Source organism: Olsenella kribbiana (assembly GCF_036408795.1).
Taxonomy (GTDB): Bacteria; Actinomycetota; Coriobacteriia; order Coriobacteriales; family Atopobiaceae; genus Olsenella_L; species Olsenella_L kribbiana.
This window is the reverse complement of sequence record NZ_JAZGJP010000004.1, coordinates 13,662-28,612: the sequence shown is the minus strand read 5'-3', so window position 1 is coordinate 28,612 and position 14,951 is coordinate 13,662. Positions and strand designations below refer to the sequence as shown.

At 60.2% G+C, this 14,951-nt stretch carries 18 protein-coding genes; 15 read left to right on the top strand and 3 right to left on the bottom strand.

The features are described from left to right. Nucleotides 1–8: 8 nt before the first annotated feature. The 6 genes from VXJ24_RS03815 (at nt 9) to VXJ24_RS03790 (ending at nt 3,952) form a co-directional block, all read left to right on the top strand. A complete protein-coding gene (locus VXJ24_RS03815) occupies nt 9–482 on the top strand; it encodes a molybdopterin cofactor-binding domain-containing protein (protein ID WP_330971598.1) in 474 nt (157 codons plus the stop codon). A gap of 154 nt (nt 483–636) precedes the next feature. After that, nucleotides 637–1,587: a 3-hydroxyacyl-CoA dehydrogenase gene (locus VXJ24_RS03810; RefSeq protein WP_330971597.1), complete on the top strand. Its 951-nt coding sequence runs from the start codon at nt 637–639 to the stop codon at nt 1,585–1,587. Nucleotides 1,588–1,764: 177 nt separating this feature from the next. Beyond that, on the top strand, nt 1,765–1,890 hold the full coding sequence (locus VXJ24_RS03805; protein WP_330971596.1) for a hypothetical protein: 126 nt from the start codon (nt 1,765–1,767) through the stop codon (nt 1,888–1,890). A 3-nt stretch (nt 1,891–1,893) separates the two neighbouring features. Continuing rightward, a complete protein-coding gene (locus VXJ24_RS03800; protein WP_330971595.1) occupies nt 1,894–2,403 on the top strand; it encodes a pyridoxal-phosphate dependent enzyme in 510 nt (169 codons plus the stop codon). Between the two features lie 119 nt (nt 2,404–2,522). Next, a complete protein-coding gene (locus tag VXJ24_RS03795) occupies nt 2,523–3,386 on the top strand; it encodes a helix-turn-helix domain-containing protein (protein ID WP_330971594.1) in 864 nt (287 codons plus the stop codon). A 101-nt stretch (nt 3,387–3,487) separates the two neighbouring features. Next, complete coding sequence (locus tag VXJ24_RS03790) at nt 3,488–3,952, top strand: GAF domain-containing protein (protein ID WP_330971593.1); 465 nt, start codon at nt 3,488–3,490, stop codon at nt 3,950–3,952. Between the two features lie 687 nt (nt 3,953–4,639). Here VXJ24_RS03790 and VXJ24_RS03785 read toward each other — a convergent pair. The 3 genes from VXJ24_RS03785 to VXJ24_RS03775 all read right to left on the bottom strand — a co-directional run bounded on the left by VXJ24_RS03785 (nt 4,640) and on the right by VXJ24_RS03775 (nt 8,052). Continuing rightward, on the bottom strand, nt 4,640–5,413 hold the full coding sequence (locus VXJ24_RS03785) for a ChbG/HpnK family deacetylase (RefSeq protein ID WP_330971592.1): 774 nt from the start codon (nt 5,411–5,413) through the stop codon (nt 4,640–4,642). Nucleotides 5,414–5,449: 36 nt separating this feature from the next. Next, nucleotides 5,450–6,925, bottom strand: coding sequence for a PTS transporter subunit EIIC (locus VXJ24_RS03780; protein ID WP_330971591.1), 1,476 nt, complete (start codon nt 6,923–6,925; stop codon nt 5,450–5,452). A 284-nt stretch (nt 6,926–7,209) separates the two neighbouring features. Next, on the bottom strand, nt 7,210–8,052 hold the full coding sequence (locus VXJ24_RS03775) for a PRD domain-containing protein (RefSeq protein WP_330971590.1): 843 nt from the start codon (nt 8,050–8,052) through the stop codon (nt 7,210–7,212). Between the two features lie 363 nt (nt 8,053–8,415). Here VXJ24_RS03775 and VXJ24_RS03770 point away from each other — a divergent pair, with 363 nt between their 5' ends. The 9 genes from VXJ24_RS03770 to VXJ24_RS03730 are packed head-to-tail and all read left to right on the top strand — an operon-like array spanning nt 8,416 to nt 14,787. After that, entirely contained in the window at nt 8,416–9,342 is a 927-nt protein-coding gene (locus VXJ24_RS03770; protein ID WP_330971589.1) for a 4Fe-4S binding protein, read from the top strand. Nucleotides 9,343–9,358: 16 nt separating this feature from the next. Continuing rightward, nucleotides 9,359–9,613, top strand: coding sequence for a sulfurtransferase TusA family protein (locus VXJ24_RS03765; RefSeq protein ID WP_330971588.1), 255 nt, complete (start codon nt 9,359–9,361; stop codon nt 9,611–9,613). Nucleotides 9,614–9,650: 37 nt separating this feature from the next. Beyond that, a complete protein-coding gene (thiS, locus tag VXJ24_RS03760; RefSeq protein ID WP_330971587.1) occupies nt 9,651–9,857 on the top strand; it encodes a sulfur carrier protein ThiS in 207 nt (68 codons plus the stop codon). A 1-nt stretch (nt 9,858) separates the two neighbouring features. Next, on the top strand, nt 9,859–10,686 hold the full coding sequence (locus VXJ24_RS03755) for a HesA/MoeB/ThiF family protein (RefSeq protein ID WP_330971586.1): 828 nt from the start codon (nt 9,859–9,861) through the stop codon (nt 10,684–10,686). A gap of 10 nt (nt 10,687–10,696) precedes the next feature. Then, nucleotides 10,697–11,116, top strand: coding sequence for a M67 family metallopeptidase (locus tag VXJ24_RS03750; RefSeq protein WP_330971585.1), 420 nt, complete (start codon nt 10,697–10,699; stop codon nt 11,114–11,116). Then, nucleotides 11,106–11,888, top strand: coding sequence for a sirohydrochlorin cobaltochelatase (locus tag VXJ24_RS03745; RefSeq protein WP_330971584.1), 783 nt, complete (start codon nt 11,106–11,108; stop codon nt 11,886–11,888). Before VXJ24_RS03750 ends, VXJ24_RS03745 begins: the two co-directional genes overlap by 11 nt. A 55-nt stretch (nt 11,889–11,943) precedes the next feature. Then, nucleotides 11,944–12,951 carry an ABC transporter substrate-binding protein gene (locus VXJ24_RS03740; RefSeq protein ID WP_330971583.1) on the top strand — a complete coding sequence of 336 codons (1,008 nt, stop codon included), beginning with the start codon at nt 11,944–11,946 and terminating at the stop codon, nt 12,949–12,951. Between the two features lie 8 nt (nt 12,952–12,959). Beyond that, nucleotides 12,960–14,003: a FecCD family ABC transporter permease gene (locus VXJ24_RS03735; protein WP_330971582.1), complete on the top strand. Its 1,044-nt coding sequence runs from the start codon at nt 12,960–12,962 to the stop codon at nt 14,001–14,003. Further along, the gene (locus VXJ24_RS03730; RefSeq protein ID WP_330971581.1) at nt 13,996–14,787 is read left to right on the top strand and encodes an ABC transporter ATP-binding protein; all 792 of its coding nucleotides are present in this window, start codon (nt 13,996–13,998) and stop codon (nt 14,785–14,787) included. The genes VXJ24_RS03735 and VXJ24_RS03730 overlap by 8 nt, the downstream gene beginning before the upstream one ends. The last annotated feature ends 164 nt before the right edge of the window (nt 14,788–14,951 follow it).

Here is a 14,951-nt window from a genome sequence, read left to right as displayed (position 1 = left end):
CGGTCGTCATGCTCGAGGACAAGGGCAAGAACCGGGGCCGCATCAAGGAGATCTGGGCTGCGCATGATCATGGCAAGGTCGTGAATCCCATCGCGATCCAGGGCCAGATTGAGGGCGCCGTCCTCATGAGCATGGGCTATGCCCTGACAGAGCGCTTCCCCTTGAAGGACGGCGTGCCCCAGGTCAAGTACAAGTACGGCACGCTCGGCCTTTTGCATGCAACCGATATCCTTGACATCCATGCCATCTACGTCGAGAAGGAGCACCTCCTGCCGGTAAGCTACGGCGGCAAGGGCATCGGCGAGATCGCGACAATCGGCACCGCGCCTGCGGTCGCAAATGCCCATCACCAGCTCGACGGCGAGCTCCGCTGGCGGCTGCCGCTTGAGGACACGCCCTACGCAAGAGGGCAGATCGCAGGCGACGAGCGCCTGTCGCTTCTCCAGGAGGAAGCAGCTGAGGATGCATCCGAGACTTTTTAATAAACGATACTAACTATTGTTAGAATGATATCATTTGCGGGTATGCTCCGCTCAAGGCAGGGAGGCACGGCCTCCCTGCCGCTGATTCCAGCCGCATCAATTGGGAAGCCAGGCAAGCACGCTGTGGCGCCAATCGGAAGAAAAGAGGTCAGACATGGATATCAAGGACGTGAAGAAGGTCACGGTCGCCGGTGGCGGCGTGCTCGGAAGCCAGATCGCTTTCCAGAGCGCCTATCGGGGCTACGACGTGACGATCTGGCTGCGCTCGGAGGGCTCCATCGGCCGCTGCCAGCCGAAGATCGACCGCCTGCATGAGACATATCTCGCATCGCTCGAAGCATTGAGGACCGACCCTTCGGTCTACGCCTATGGATTCATGGGGAAAGACGAAGTGTCGCCAGAGAAGATCGACGAGGCGAAGGCTGCCGTCGAGCATGCCTACAAGAATCTCAAGCTCACGACCGACTGGGATGAAGCCTTCGGGGATGCCGACCTCGTGATCGAGGCCGTCGCAGAGGACCCGGCACAGAAGACAGCCTTCTACGAGGAGCTCAAGAAGCGCCTGCCCGAGCGTACCGTCGTGGCAACAAACTCCTCGACGCTTCTGCCAAGCCAGTTTGCCGAGGCGACAGGGCGGCCTGAGAAGTATCTGGCCCTTCACTTCGCAAACGAGATCTGGAAGAACCCTTCTGCCGAAGTCATGGCACAGAGCAAGACCGACCCTGCGAACTTCGAGCTCGTCTGTGCCTTTGCTGCCTCGATCCGCATGGTCCCCTTGAAGGTCATGAAGGAGCAGCCGGGATATCTTCTGAACAGCATGCTTGTGCCGTTCCTCAATGCTGCGGAGAAGCTCTGGGCGACAGGCGTCGGCTCGCCAGAGGATATCGATCTTGCCTGGAGGCTCGGCACGGGCGCTCCTGCCGGCCCCTTCCGCATCCTCGATATCGTGGGTCTCGTCACGGCCTACAACATCGGCCGGATGAATCCGGCAGCCCAGCAGGAGGGGACGCCCGAGAACAGGATCGTCTCGCTCCTGAAGGAGAAGATCGATGCCGGCGAGACCGGTGTCGCTGCGGGCAAGGGCTTCTACGACTACACGAAGTAGCCTTTTCGCCGGCTCTGGATGCTCCGGAGCCGGCTTTTCCATCTGCACCCCTGATTTTGCCGTTCGCGGATGAAACTAAATGTGTGTCAGATATGCTTACAAATAGTTAGTACTCTGCTTTAATGAGAAGAGACAAACAAAAAGTATTGTTGCAAGACAATATGTATGGAATGATGCATGATGGAGCCTGAAATCAAGTGGGTTGCCAATAGGATGCCGAAGAGCGGGGACAGAAATCTCGAGATCATGTCGCTCGAGAATGTCTCGAAGGCCAGCGCCTTCCACCAGAGCTTCCCGCAGTAGTCTGTGACGCCGCTTGCCAATCTTTCCGGCATGGCAGAGCGCCTGGGCCTGGGCGGCCTCTTCGTAAAGGACGAGTCCTACCGCTTTGGCCTCAATGCCTTCAAGGCGCTCGGCGGCTCCTTTGCAATGGCACGCTATATCGCAGAGGAGACGGGCAAGGATGTCTCCGAGATGAGCTTCGACTATCTGACGAGCGAGCAGCTCGAGCATGACTTCGGCCAGGCCACGTTCTTCACGGCAACAGATGGCAACCATGGCCGCGGCGTCGCCTGGGCAGCGAAGCGCCTGCACCAGAAGGTGGTCGTGTATATGCCGAAGGGCACAACGAAGACGCGCTACGACAACATCGCGAAGGAAGGTGCCCAGGTCACGATCGAGGACCTGAACTACGACGACTGCGTGCGTCTCGCCGCGAAAGAAGCTTCCGAGGCCGAGCACGGTGTGATTGTGCAGGATACGGCCTGGGAGGGCTACGAGAAGATTCTGAGCTGGATCATGCAGGGCTATGGCTGAAGCGCTATATCCTGGACAGGGAATATCCGCGCATGCCTGCCTCTTTCGGTATCAATGCAGAGGAAGCCCTGAGGGGCTGCAGGAGTCCCCAAGGATACGTTTTCGCGTAGACGCCGAGCATGACAGTGTCAGGGTACTTTGCCTTCATGGAGGCTGTCGACAGGCTGGCAGATGATGAGGACGCTGCCGTGAAGATGGCATCGGCGGAAGGGATCGAGCAGTCCAGCCCTCCGATATGTGCAGCCTACTGCTCGCACGATGGAAGGGCATGCATCGGGCGCCTTGCCCGCTGCAAGCGACTCATCGGACCTATGGAGTTCATCGTGCATGAAGGGGAAGGCACGCTCTCGGTCGAGATGATCTGCGGGGATGCAGAGCTCAGGATGCCAGCATTCCTTGTCGAGGTGGAATTCGCCTTCCTCGTGAACCTCATCGGCAAGGCCACGAAGCAGGATATCTCGCCTGTCGCAGCCGAGATGCAGGAAGTGCCCGAAGACAGCTCGTCTGCAGCCTATCTGGGATGCGCCGTTGAGGTGGGACCGAGGAATATCCTGTCCTTTGCCTCGTCCGACAGGGATATGCCGTTCGTGAGCGCAGACGATGCGATGTGGAGCTATTTCGAGCCCGAGCTCGGACGCAGGCTTGCAGAGCTCGAGACGGACGAGTCGTTCCCGGCACATGTCAGGAGTGCTCTCATCGAGGCTTTGCCGGCAGGAGAGTGCGGCGCGGACGATATTGCGCGCCGTCTCGGCGTGAGCAGGCACACGCTTCAGCGCAGGCTCTCAGACGAAGGCACGACGTTCCAGAAGCAGCTCAACCATGCACGCGAGCTTCTTGCAAAGCACTATCTGTCTGCTGCCGCCTTGGACACTGGAGAGATTGCCTATCTTCTGGGCTATCTCGAGCTCAGCAGCTTCCTCAGGGCCTCTGCATCCTGGCGCGGCAGGAGTCTGCCGGAATGGCGGAAGGGGCACGCGGAATAGGGGGTCCAGGAACCAGCCAGTTATGGTCCTTTGCTCCTGCGATGGACAATGCAGCCTCATGGCAGCATACTGGCGAAAACCCGCAATACCAAGGAGCTGGCATGATCGACTATGAACTGCTGTGCGAACAGATCTCATCCATTGCCGAGGCAGATCCTGCCTGGTACTGCTTCCTTCCGAATGCCTCTGCACTCATCTTCGAGACAATGGAGCGCATCAGCTGGGCAGGCTTCTATCTGATGAAGGATGGCCAGCTCGTGCTTGGCCCCTTCCAGGGCAAGGTGGCCTGCGTGCATATCCCTGTTGGCAAAGGCGTCTGCGGCACGGCAGTTCAGACAGACAAGACCCAGCTCGTGCCTGATGTTCATGCCTTCCCGGGACATATCGCCTGCGACAGCGCATCCCAGTCTGAGATCGTTGTGCCGATTCACAGCAAAGGACAGCTTGTCGGCGTGCTCGATATCGACAGCACATTCAAGAACCGCTTCTCGGCTGCCGATGCCGAAGGCCTCGAGAAGGTTGCTCGGACAATCGGCGCGGTCTGCGATTTCGGGGCGCAGGGCTAGTCCGGCATCTGATTTCAGACCTCCTGCAGCCTCATGGATAGGCAGCAGCGATGGAGAACGTTCCTGGCAGAAGCGGGACGGATCCGTGCCCTCTCTTGAGGTCTTTTCTGCGGCCTGGCCGGAAGGCGAGTGTCTGCCGCCGATTCAGGGCATGCCTTTTTGGCCGTCCATCCATCCTGGGCGGCGACGATGCGGCATGTGCTTTCAAAATCTGTGCTGTGCTGGGGTTCGAGGAAGATGGCGGCAACGTGTTTCTGCGCCCCTCGGTGCCAGGAGTGACACTGCAGCTCTGCCGATGTCATGACAGACACCGGTGCGTGAATGCCCGTATACCATGCCATTTCAGGGGCTGGGGATTCGCCAAGCCAGTCTATCGGCGGCTATCTCCGATAAGCCGCCGATAAGCCGCCGATAGGATGGCTGCAATATGGGCACTCTTCGGCGAGCATGAAGAAATTAGTGCTTCCTTGGTTGCCGGAGCCCTTGGTCTGAGCGCCCGGCGCGTACGGGAAATACTTCAGCAGCTGACGGATGCCGGAGTCCTGACGAAGCAGAGCGACAGACGCTCTGCGCGCTACATGCTCGCGTTGAGGCAGAAAGGGCAGTCTGATTGATATGTTCGGACAAAGCGAGAAGGCAGCCCTGCTTGTCTGCAGTGCTGCCTTCTGCTGAGGATGATGCCTCGCTCTAGGCGATATCCCGATAGTCGATGAGCTCGAGGTCTTCCTGCGCTTCGAGCCAGGCTCTGAGGTCAGAATCGATCAGGGCATCGACCTCTTTCGTACGGTTCTGCGTGAGGGAGGAATGTTCCAGGATGTAGGCATCGAGATATCCTGGATGCAGCACTATGACTCCGGTCTCGCCGTCCTTGAGACCTTCTGCCGTGCGCCGGATGAAGACTGCGGGATGGTACTGCTCGGGTGGCAGCATGTCCTCGCAGAACATGCGGACCTCGGTCGTGCCGCAGAGCACGTGGTTTGCGGGGTCGAAGGAGGCCTTCTGCTCCTTCAGGTGGTGCTTTGCTGCCACATCAGAGATTGCCTGGTTCAGCGTCTTCGACATGACGGCATGTGCCTCGAAGTAGTCCGGCTCTCTGCCCACAAGCTCGACAAAGCGGGCATGCTGCGCCTCGATCTCGCGCACCGCATCGTCGTAGTCGACGAAGTCGATGCCCTCCCTGAAGCTCTGGCGGAAGGTCCTGCTGCTCTTGAACTGGCCGTTCTCGTCCACGAGGCTCGGAATCGTCGCAGGGTCTGCGCACGGCGTGCCGAGGCAGACATTCGTGTGCTGGCCAATCGCGATGTCTTCGTTTCTGAGCCAGGAGAGCCCGCGTTTGGCCTCCGGCATGTTCGGCATGAGCCCCACGGAGCGTATGACCCCATCCTTCACGGCACGGACGATGCCGAGATTCACGGCGTAGCTGTATCCCAGATCGTCAGCTCTCAGAAGCAGACGCTTCATGTGCAACCATCCTCTCTGTTCGCTTGCTCATCCATCTTATGCCTTGAGGGCTGCCTTCTTTGCAGCAGCTTCTTCTGCGGCCTGCCGGTCAGCTGCAAGCTGCTCCTTCGTGAAGCCGAAGCTGTAGGAGATGGCAGCGGCAGCGATGAAGGCGACAGCAGAGGCGATGCATCCCATCACCATGTTGAACGTGCCTCCGGCAACGAATCCGACAACACCCAGGATGTTGGTGGCGCCGAGGACATAGGTCGTGACATGGAAGATGCCTGCGATAGCGCCGCCGATAGCGCCGCCTGCGATCATGCCGGCAAAGCAGTGCGTGTACTTGAAGCCGCAGCCATAGAGCGCAGGCTCTGTGACGCCGCCGAGAATGCCCGAGAGGAAGTAGCCGAGGTTGGCGCCACGCTCATCGGGCTCCCTGAGCCTCAGGAAGGCGCCGAATGCCATGCCCCAGGTCGCGAACTGGGCGATGCCGCCGGCAACCATGACACAGGAATCGGAGCCGAGCGTCAGAAGCTGCATGATGCCAAGCATGAGAAGCACCTGATGCATGCCGGTCATGACCAAGAACTCCCAGAGGGCAGCGATGATCGTGAGAGCAAGGATGGTCGCGATGCCGCCGGCGTTGCCGAACGAGAACATGAGGTTGCCGAATGCATTGCCGAGCACGGAGCCGATCGGGGCGAGTGCGCAGAGGCCGACGGGAACCATCACGAACATTGTGAGGAAGGGCACGAAGACGGTGGAGAGCATGTCGGGAATCACGCGCTTGAAGAGCTTTTCCACCTGCCAGAGCACAGGCATGCAGAGAAGGATCGGAAGCACGGTCGATGAGTAGGTATTGAGCATGGCGGGTATGCCATAGACCGACGTGAAGGCCTGGCCGGTATCGGCTGCGGCCGTGACGATGTTCACGAAATCAGGCGCGATGAGGATGCCGCCCATCATCATGCCGAGCATCTTCGAGGCGCCAAGCTGCTGTGCTGCCGAGTATCCGAGGTATATCGGCATGAAGTAGAAGCCGGCGTCGTAGATCCAGTTGTAGAACAGGTTATAGATCTCGGAGTCGGCAGACCACACATTGAGCATGCCTGGGCCTGCGATGACAGCGATGGTGCGAAACATTGCTGCGCCCATCATGACAGGGATGGCAGCGACCATGGTCTTCGAGAGATAGTTGAGGATTGCCTGTCCGACACGCTTTGCCGACCAGGGCTCCTTTTGCTTGTCGTCATCGAGGTTCTCGTCAATCGCGCCGCCGGCAGAGACGCCGAGCTTCACGATCGCATCGTAGACCTTGGGTACGTTCTGGCCGATGATGACCTGATACTGGCCACCCGACCACTGGCAGCCGAGCACTCCCTTGATAGCCTTGATCCTGTCGTCGTCGGGGACCGATTCGTCCTTCAGGTTGATCCTCAGCCTTGTCATGCAGTGCGCGATGCTTGTGATGTTGTCCTTGCCGCCGACAGCGTCGAGGACCTCTGCGGCAATGCGTTCGTTGTCTGCCATCTCTTGCCTCCCAGATCAGAGCGTGACCAGATACTCCATCTGCTCTGGCTTCTGGAGGAGGCGCCATCCTCCGGCTTCGGAGGATAGCTGCATACAAAAAATGCCCCCCGAGCCATACCAGAGCAGCAGGGCACACAGAATCTGTGCGTCCCAGCCTTGGTAATGCCTCGTGGAGCGAAGTCCAGTGCGTAGCACCCAATGCATGGGAGAGAATAGGGCTGTCGGAAGCAGGATGCAGGGCACCGAGAGGCGAACGGTCGGATTTCTACCGTGAACGGTGGGTGCTAGAGACGTTTTGCCGTCGCGCGCTCAAAGACGCGGTTCACATGCAGGATCAGATAGACCCGCTCCTCCTCGTCGAGCGTCTTCATGAGATTCTGCCCGAGATAGTCTGCGACGGCATTGCCGCAGGAAGACACTTCCGGGTAGCGCTCCAGAAGCTCCGGCAGCAGGGCGGCTGCGCCCGAAGAGGCATGCTCGCCAGAGATCAGCCGGCCTATCAGGTAGCGCATATGGGTCGCGAAGCGGGCATAGTCGAAGGAATCGCGCTCGACCTCGATCCCGAGCCGCCTCTCCACTATCTTCGTGCTGCCCTCGATCAGGCGTTCCGTCATCTGCTGGCGCTCCGTATCGTGGGTGCTTGCAGAGACGGCGCTGTTCACGATCGAGAGGGCGATGCCGACAGCCTCCGTACGGGGAAGATGCACGCTGAAGGTGCGCTCGATGCCATGCACTGCCATCTCGCCGATGCGGTACTCGGCCGGATAGCTCTGCTGCACATCGAAGGCAAGCGGCATCTCGACGACCATATGCTCTTCGGCGCGCTTGATTGCAAAGGCGACATGGTCGGCAAGCGTGACAGGCAGGTTCGGCGAGAGCTCGTAGGAAAGTCCCGAACGGGCAAGGTCTGCAAGCTGTGCCGCGAATTCGAGCACATCTTCGGGAAGCTCGCTCACAAGTCCCAGGTATTTGGGGTCGACGCCGTAGAAGGTGCGCTTGATGTCGGAGAGTGGGACCTCGCGGGGAACCGTGCCGAAGCCGATGCCATTTCCGAGCGCGATGAGCTCGCGTCCCTTGCCATCTACGCAGATGGCAGCATTGTTGTTGATGCTCTTGATGACGCGCATGGAGCTCCTCGGCAAGACGGCGGTTATCTCCTGCATTGTAGCGGACGGCCCGGCAGTCCGTACCAGCTGCTGGCAGACGGCGCTCCCAGACACAGGAAGAAGGCGATGCCCCGAGGCTGGGATGCTCAGGATCTGGAGGCGCTCCGGGATGCAGCTCCTTTGTCCCTGTCGCACATCCCGCAGCTGCTCTCGGCCTGTCTCTTCCGGGGGGGCGTGGCTGACAGGGGTCTCTATATAGGAAACAATGAATTCTGCAATCTGCCAAAGCGATAGCCAAACATAGAAAAGAGGTAGTAGGGGAGAGCCCATCTGGGCGCCTATGCTGAAATTTATGACCAGCTCCGGCTGGAGAGGGGAGAGGACATGGCAAAGATCGACAATGCCGCGCTCAAGAAGGGCGGCTTCATGGCGCAGAAGCAGAAAGGCTTCTACTCGCTGCGCCTCCATATCACGGCAGGACATCTGGATGCCCGCCAGCTTATCGGCATCTCCAAGGTGGCTGACGCCTTCGGCCATGGCTACATCCATCTGACGAGCCGCCAGGCCATCGAGATCCCCTTCATCAAGGTTGAGGACGCTGATGCCGTGAAGGCCCTGCTCGCAGAATACGGCGTCGAGCCGGGCTGCTGCGGTGCGCGTGTGCGCACGGTCACAGGCTGCCAGGGATCTGCTGTCTGCCCCTCCGGCAATATCGATTCCTACAAGGTCGCGACGATGCTCGATGAGCGCTACTTCGGACGCGATCTTCCGGGCAAGTTCAAGTTCGGCGTCACGGGCTGCCAGAACAACTGCCTCAAGGCCGAGGAGAACGATCTCGGTATCAAGGGCGGCAGGAAGGTCCAGTGGAAGCCGGATGCCTGCATCCATTGCGGCATCTGCTCCAAGGTCTGCAAGCCGGGCGCCATCACGGATGACGGGAAGAGAATCGTCGTCGACTACACGAAGTGCGTCTCCTGCGGCAAGTGCTCGCAGAAGTGCCCGGTCGCCTCCTGGAACTACCAGACGGTCTACAACCTCACGTTCGGCGGCCTCTTCGGCAACCACATCACGAGGGGCAGGAAGCTCCTGCCGCCGGTCGAGTCCGACGAGCAGCTGCTCGCCGTGGCCGATGCGACGATCCAGTGGTACGACGACCATGCAATTCCCGGCGACCGCTTCAAGTTCTGTCTCGACCGCGAAGGCTGGGAGAGCTTCGTGCCGGTAATCAGGAAGGCCTACGACGAGGCAGCGCCTGAGGGATGCCCCAAGGCAGATTCGGTAGAGGTCGAGCCGCCAGCCCCGGTGGCATAGCAGCAAGGAGAGAGCGATGGCACAGGAACCCTACGAGATAGCAGATGCCGTCGATATCACGGACCTGGTGTGCCCGATGACATTCGTGACGGCGAAGGCAGCGCTTGCTGAGCTCGAGATCGGCAAGGTGCTGAGGGTGCATCTGGCGGCAGGCGAACCGATGCAGAACGTGCCGAGGAGCTTTGCCGATGACGGACAGAAGGTGCTCTCTCTCAAGGAAGCAGAGGACGGCGCCTACGACCTCGACGTGAAGAAGCTCGAAGACGAATAGTGCATAGCTGATGTCTGGATATGCAGGAAGGACAGCCATGAACATCACGGTAGGCGGAGAGAAGAAGAGCGTGCCCGAGAGGGAGACGCTTGCCCAGCTCATCGCAGACGAAAAGGTGGAGAACGCGGAATATGTGACGGTCGCGGTGAACGAGGGGTTCGTCGACCATTCCGCCTTTGCCACGACGGCGCTCCACGAGGGGGATACGGTCGAATTCCTCTATTTCATGGGCGGAGGCTGCTGATATGGCATTTTCGCCTGACGAGCTCGAGCGCTATTCGCGCCACATCATCCTCAAGGAGGTCGGCGTCAAGGGCCAGAAGAAGCTCTGTGCTGCCAAGGTCCTGATCATCGGTGCTGGTGGCCTCGGCGCTCCTGCTGCGCTCTATCTGGGTGCGGCTGGCGTGGGCACGATCGGCATCGTCGATGCAGATGAGGTCGAGCTCTCGAACCTCCAGCGCCAGGTCATCCATGGGACGTCCGACATCGGCAAGCCGAAGGTGGAAAGCGCGGCAGAGACCCTGCACGATATCAATCCCGGCGTGAACGTCGTGACGTATCGCGAGTTCCTCGACTCCTCGAACATCGCCGACCTCATTGCCGGCTATGACTTCGTTATCGACGGCGTCGACAATTTCCCGACGAAGTTCCTGATCAATGATGCCTGCGTGATGGGCAGAAAGCCCTTCGTGCATGCCGGCATCATCCGCTTCAAGGGCCAGCTCATGACGTACGTTCCAGGTGAAGGACCGTGCTATCGGTGCGTCTTCCGTGACATGCCGCCGAAGGATGCCGTGCCGACCTGCAAGCAGGCGGGCGTCATCGGTGCCATTGCCGGTGTTATCGGCTGCCTCGAGGCGCTTGAAGCCATAAAATACATCTGCGGCATAGGTGAGCTTCTGACAGGAAGGCTCCTCACGTTCGATGCGCTCAAGGGAGACTTCCACACGATCAAGCTGCCGCCGAGAGATCCGAATTGCCCGGTATGCGGAGACCATCCGACCATCACCGAGCTCATCGACTACGAGCAGCCGTCCTGCTCTTTGGCGCAGCACGGCACCGCGCTCGACTGAGAGGAGAGGCATGCTCCATCTGAGCGGCGACGATTTCTACAGCATGGCAGAGCGTGCACGCTCGCATGCACCCGAGGAGACCTGCGGCCTTCTGGCTGGCTATCGCGACGAGGAAGGCGAAGCCTTCGTCGAGCACGTGTTCTTCTGCGAGAATGCCGACCATACGGCAGAGCATTTCACGATCTCACCCAGAGAGCAGCTGAAGATCCTCAAGGAAGCCAGGAGCTCCGGCATGGAGATCTTGGGCAACTGGCACTCGCACCCTGAGACTCCTGCCAGACCATCTGAGGAGGATCTGCGGCTTGCACAGGACCCTTCTGCCATCTACTGCATCATCTCGCTCGAAACGCCTGCCTGGCCTTCCATCGTTGGCTACCAGAAGGATGCATCCGGCGCTGTCTCGAGAGTGCTGGTAAGCCATGATGCGTGAGGGCATCGTCTTTGCAAGCTATGGCACGCTTGTGGATGAAGCGCGCAGGACCGACATCGCGCCTGTCGCAGAGGCACTCGCGGATGCGTTTGCCGGCCTGCCTTTTGCTGAGGCCTATACAAGTGCCTGGGTGAGGGAGCATCTCGCAAAGCGTGGCATTGCATCCACAAGCCTCGGCGAGACGCTTGCATCTCTTGCAGATGAAGGCGTCACGCGAGCCATCGTCCAGCCAGGCCTCATCGTCTGCGGCGATGCGTGGGACAAGCTTGCAGCAGAAGCGCAGGCTCTTGCTGAACGCTTTCCGGATGGCCTTCTCCTTGGGCGTCCGCTTCTGGCAAATAAGCAGGACCAGGAAGAGATGGCTGAGGCTCTCGCCGAGGCGTTTCCTGGGCGTACGATCCATTCCTTCGTGCTTGTAGGCCATGGGACAAAGGGCGTGGCAGATGCCGCCTATGCAGGTGTTGTAGAAGCGCTTCATGCAGCAGGGCGCACCGACTTTGCCCTCGGCCTTATGGAAGGCACACCCGATGCAGATGAGGTCGCGAAGAAGCTCGTACGCAATGGTACGCATTCGGCTACAATTGTCCCGCTCATGCTCACGGCAGGAAGCCATGTGCGCCGCCAGCTTGCGGGAGAGGGCGCAGCAAGCTGGACATCGCGCTTGAACGCAGCCGGCATTGCTACGGATTGCACGCTGGCGGGCCTTGGCTCCCTGCCGGGCGTGAGTGCCATCTTTGTCCGCCATGCACGGGAAGCCGAAGCTATCCGTTGAGACAGACAGCCTGCATCTTCATTGATACCGATATCGACAGAAAAGAGAGCGTTCCATGCTGAATGACAGCCGTCTTGTGCGTCCTGCCGCGGTGACAGCCACGCTCCTGCTTGCCTCGAGCCTCGTGGCGCTTCCTGCCTGCAGCCAGACCTCGACCACCACATCCTCGCCCGATGCACAGAGCACGTCTGCTGCTTCCGACACGCAGAGCGTGACCTTCACGGACGATCTGGGCCGCGAAGTCACGGTCTCGAATCCGCAGCGCGTTGTTGCCTGCATGGGCTCCTTTGCGGGCGCCTGGCAGCTCGCGGGAGGTACCCTTGTCGGTGCCTCGGACGATGCGTTTTCGCACTACGGGGTTGATTCTTCGGCCGTTTCTGGTGTCGGCAAGTCGACAGAGCTCAATCTCGAGAGCATCCTCGACCTCGATCCCGATTTTGTCATTATGACCGGAATCTCTGACGGCAAGCACGCGACCGGCGTCTCGCAGGAGGACCTGGAATCCTCGCTCGACGAGGCAGGCGTGCCCGTTGCCTTCTTCAAGGTCACGACATTTGCTGACTATGAGCGCGTCATGGGAATCTTCTGCCAGATCACGGGCAGGGACGATCTCTACCAGCAGCATGTCGCTGCCGTGAAGAGCCAGATCGACGACGATATCCAGACATATTCTGTGGCCGGAAGGGCGCCGACCGTGCTTGTCGTGAGCGCCTATTCGAAGGGCCTTGTCGTGCAGGACTCCTCGGGCATGACCGGAGCGATTGTGCGTGACCTCGGCGCCGTGAATGTGGCAGACGAGAATCCAAGCCTTCTCTCCGATTTCAGCCTCGAGGCAGCCATCGAGGCAGACCCCGACTACATCCTCGTGCTTGCAGCGTCCGACGATGAGGCGACGGCACAGCAGTACTATGAGGACGCGGTCGGCTCCGATTCTGCCTGGGCAGATATGGCTGCGGTGCGGGAAGGGCGCGTCACGATGCTCGATGCGGCGCACTTCCTCTACAAGCCGCTCGACAAGTGGGCCGAGTCCTATGAGATCGTGGGCCAGGCGCTCAGCAAGTAAGGAAAGCCGTGGCTGCAGCTGAGAACAAAGAGATGAAGAGGACAGGGCACAGAGGCAGGCGCTTCGGTACCCTGGCCCTTCTTTCTGTCGGGGCGCTTCTGGCAGCGATCCTTCTGGGCCTTGTCTTTGGCGCTTCCGGTGTCGGCGTCGGCGACGTTTGGGCGCTTGCAACAGGACAGGATATGGCGGCAAAGGCGAGAAGCATCCTCGTCTCGATCCGCATTCCTCGCGTCCTGGCAGGAGTCCTTGCAGGCGCCGCCTTCTCGGTCTCGGGTGCCCTCATCCAGGAGGTGCTCGACAATCCGCTCGCAAGCCCGAACATCATCGGCGCGAACTCGGGCGCAGGACTCGCCGTGCTCACGGTGAGCGCGCTGGCAACGGTCGGTATTGCACTGCCGCTGCCTCTTCCGGCTGCTGCCTTCTTGGGCGCCCTTGTTGCTTCGGGACTCATACTGCTTGTGTCATCGCGGACAGGCGTCTCCAGGCTCACGGTCGTGCTTGCAGGGGTCGCCGTAAATGCCGTCTTCAGTGCCGGCATGAACGCAGTCCTCATCATCGCACCCAATGCCTATATCGGCTCTTCCACCTATCTTGTGGGCGGGCTTTCCGGCATCGTGATGTCAGATCTCGGCCTGCCTGCCGTCCTCATCTGCGCAGGCATCGTGCTTGCCTCTCTTCTGGCGCCACGTCTCAATGTGCTTTCGCTCGGCAGCCAGGCGGCGCATGCGGTCGGCGTGCCGGTGGCTCTCCTTCGTGCAGCAGGCCTCACGATTGCCTCGCTTCTGGCAGGAGCCTCCGTGAGCTTCTCGGGCCTCATCGGCTTCATTGGCCTCATGGTGCCCCATGTGGCAAGACGCTTCGTCGGGCACGACCTGAGATGCGTGATTCCGGTCTCCGCGCTCTGGGGCGCTGCCTTCACGGTTGCAGCAGACCTTCTGGCGCGCACGCTCTTCGCACCCTATGAGCTGCCGGTCGGCATCCTCATGTCTGCCATCGGCGGTCCCTTCTTCATCTTCCTCCTCATGAAGGGGAAGGGGTACCGCGATGAGTGATGTGCTCACGTTCCAGGACATCTCGTTCGGCTACGGGGAGCGCAAGCTCTTCGAGGGCTTTTCCCTTGCCATTCCCGAAGGTGGTATCACGGCCGTGCTCGGCCCCAATGGCTGCGGCAAGTCGACGCTTCTTGCCCTGACGGAGGGCATGCTGAAGCCTGCCTGCGGAGCGGTGCTCCTCTCGGGCACAGATACGCTCTCCCTTTCTGCAAAGGAGCGGGCAGGGCTTCTGGCGATGCTTCCGCAGGTGCACAGGACGCCGTCCATGAAGGTAAGAGACCTCGTGGCATGCGGGCGCTATGTGCATATGGGACCTTTCGGCCAGCTAAAGAAGGCGGACTGGGACAAGGTCGACGAAGCGATCTCGCTCATGGGACTGGAAGGGCTCAGAGACAGGAATGCCAGGAAGCTTTCGGGCGGGGAGCGCCAGCGCGCGTTTCTTGCCATGACGGTCGCGCAGGGAGCGCGTACGCTCCTGCTCGACGAGCCGACGACCTATCTCGATGTCAGGGCTGCCCTGGATCTCATGCAGCTCGTGAGAAGGCTTGCGGATGAGCAGGGGACGACCATCGTCTGCGTGACCCACGATGTGGATCTGGCCCTGCGCTTTTCCGATGGCATCTGCGTGCTCGGCAGTGCCCGTCCGACCCAGCTTCTGGCAGAGGGCACTCCGGAAGAGATTGCAGGGAGCTCTGTCCTTGCCGCATCGCTCGGCATCTCGGCTGTGCGCTTCGCCCATGCGGGGGACCAGGCATACGGAATCTTTCCGGCAGACGCGGTATAAGGTCTTCTGGCCTGTCTGTCCATTCTTTCCGCCAGCATGTGCAAGGCTTTCGTCAGCTGCTGTGCAAATAGCTTGACATGAGATCTATGTGATATCACAATGCAATCAGATTCGGAGGTCGGGCTGCCAGGTAGGCAGGATCTCCGAGAGAAAGGATGCTCAGC

Bases quoted from the DNA above. Each gene is read 5' to 3' on its own strand.
- VXJ24_RS03755 (WP_330971586.1), top strand. From the start codon at position 9,859: ATGGCATTTTCGCCTGACGAGCTCGAGCGCTATTCGCGCCACATCATC.
- VXJ24_RS03790 (WP_330971593.1), top strand. From the start codon at position 3,488: ATGATCGACTATGAACTGCTGTGCGAACAGATCTCATCCATTGCCGAG.
- VXJ24_RS03795 (WP_330971594.1), top strand. From the start codon at position 2,523: ATGACAGTGTCAGGGTACTTTGCCTTCATGGAGGCTGTCGACAGGCTG.
- VXJ24_RS03810 (WP_330971597.1), top strand. From the start codon at position 637: ATGGATATCAAGGACGTGAAGAAGGTCACGGTCGCCGGTGGCGGCGTG.
- VXJ24_RS03765 (WP_330971588.1), top strand. From the start codon at position 9,359: ATGGCACAGGAACCCTACGAGATAGCAGATGCCGTCGATATCACGGAC.
- VXJ24_RS03775 (WP_330971590.1), bottom strand. From the start codon at position 8,052: ATGCGCGTCATCAAGAGCATCAACAACAATGCTGCCATCTGCGTAGAT.
- VXJ24_RS03730 (WP_330971581.1), top strand. From the start codon at position 13,996: ATGAGTGATGTGCTCACGTTCCAGGACATCTCGTTCGGCTACGGGGAG.
- VXJ24_RS03805 (WP_330971596.1), top strand. From the start codon at position 1,765: ATGATGGAGCCTGAAATCAAGTGGGTTGCCAATAGGATGCCGAAGAGC.
- VXJ24_RS03740 (WP_330971583.1), top strand. From the start codon at position 11,944: ATGCTGAATGACAGCCGTCTTGTGCGTCCTGCCGCGGTGACAGCCACG.
- VXJ24_RS03750 (WP_330971585.1), top strand. From the start codon at position 10,697: ATGCTCCATCTGAGCGGCGACGATTTCTACAGCATGGCAGAGCGTGCA.
- VXJ24_RS03780 (WP_330971591.1), bottom strand. From the start codon at position 6,925: ATGGCAGACAACGAACGCATTGCCGCAGAGGTCCTCGACGCTGTCGGC.
- VXJ24_RS03745 (WP_330971584.1), top strand. From the start codon at position 11,106: ATGATGCGTGAGGGCATCGTCTTTGCAAGCTATGGCACGCTTGTGGAT.
- VXJ24_RS03815 (WP_330971598.1), top strand. From the start codon at position 9: ATGCTCGAGGACAAGGGCAAGAACCGGGGCCGCATCAAGGAGATCTGG.
- VXJ24_RS03785 (WP_330971592.1), bottom strand. From the start codon at position 5,413: ATGAAGCGTCTGCTTCTGAGAGCTGACGATCTGGGATACAGCTACGCC.
- VXJ24_RS03770 (WP_330971589.1), top strand. From the start codon at position 8,416: ATGGCAAAGATCGACAATGCCGCGCTCAAGAAGGGCGGCTTCATGGCG.
- thiS (WP_330971587.1), top strand. From the start codon at position 9,651: ATGAACATCACGGTAGGCGGAGAGAAGAAGAGCGTGCCCGAGAGGGAG.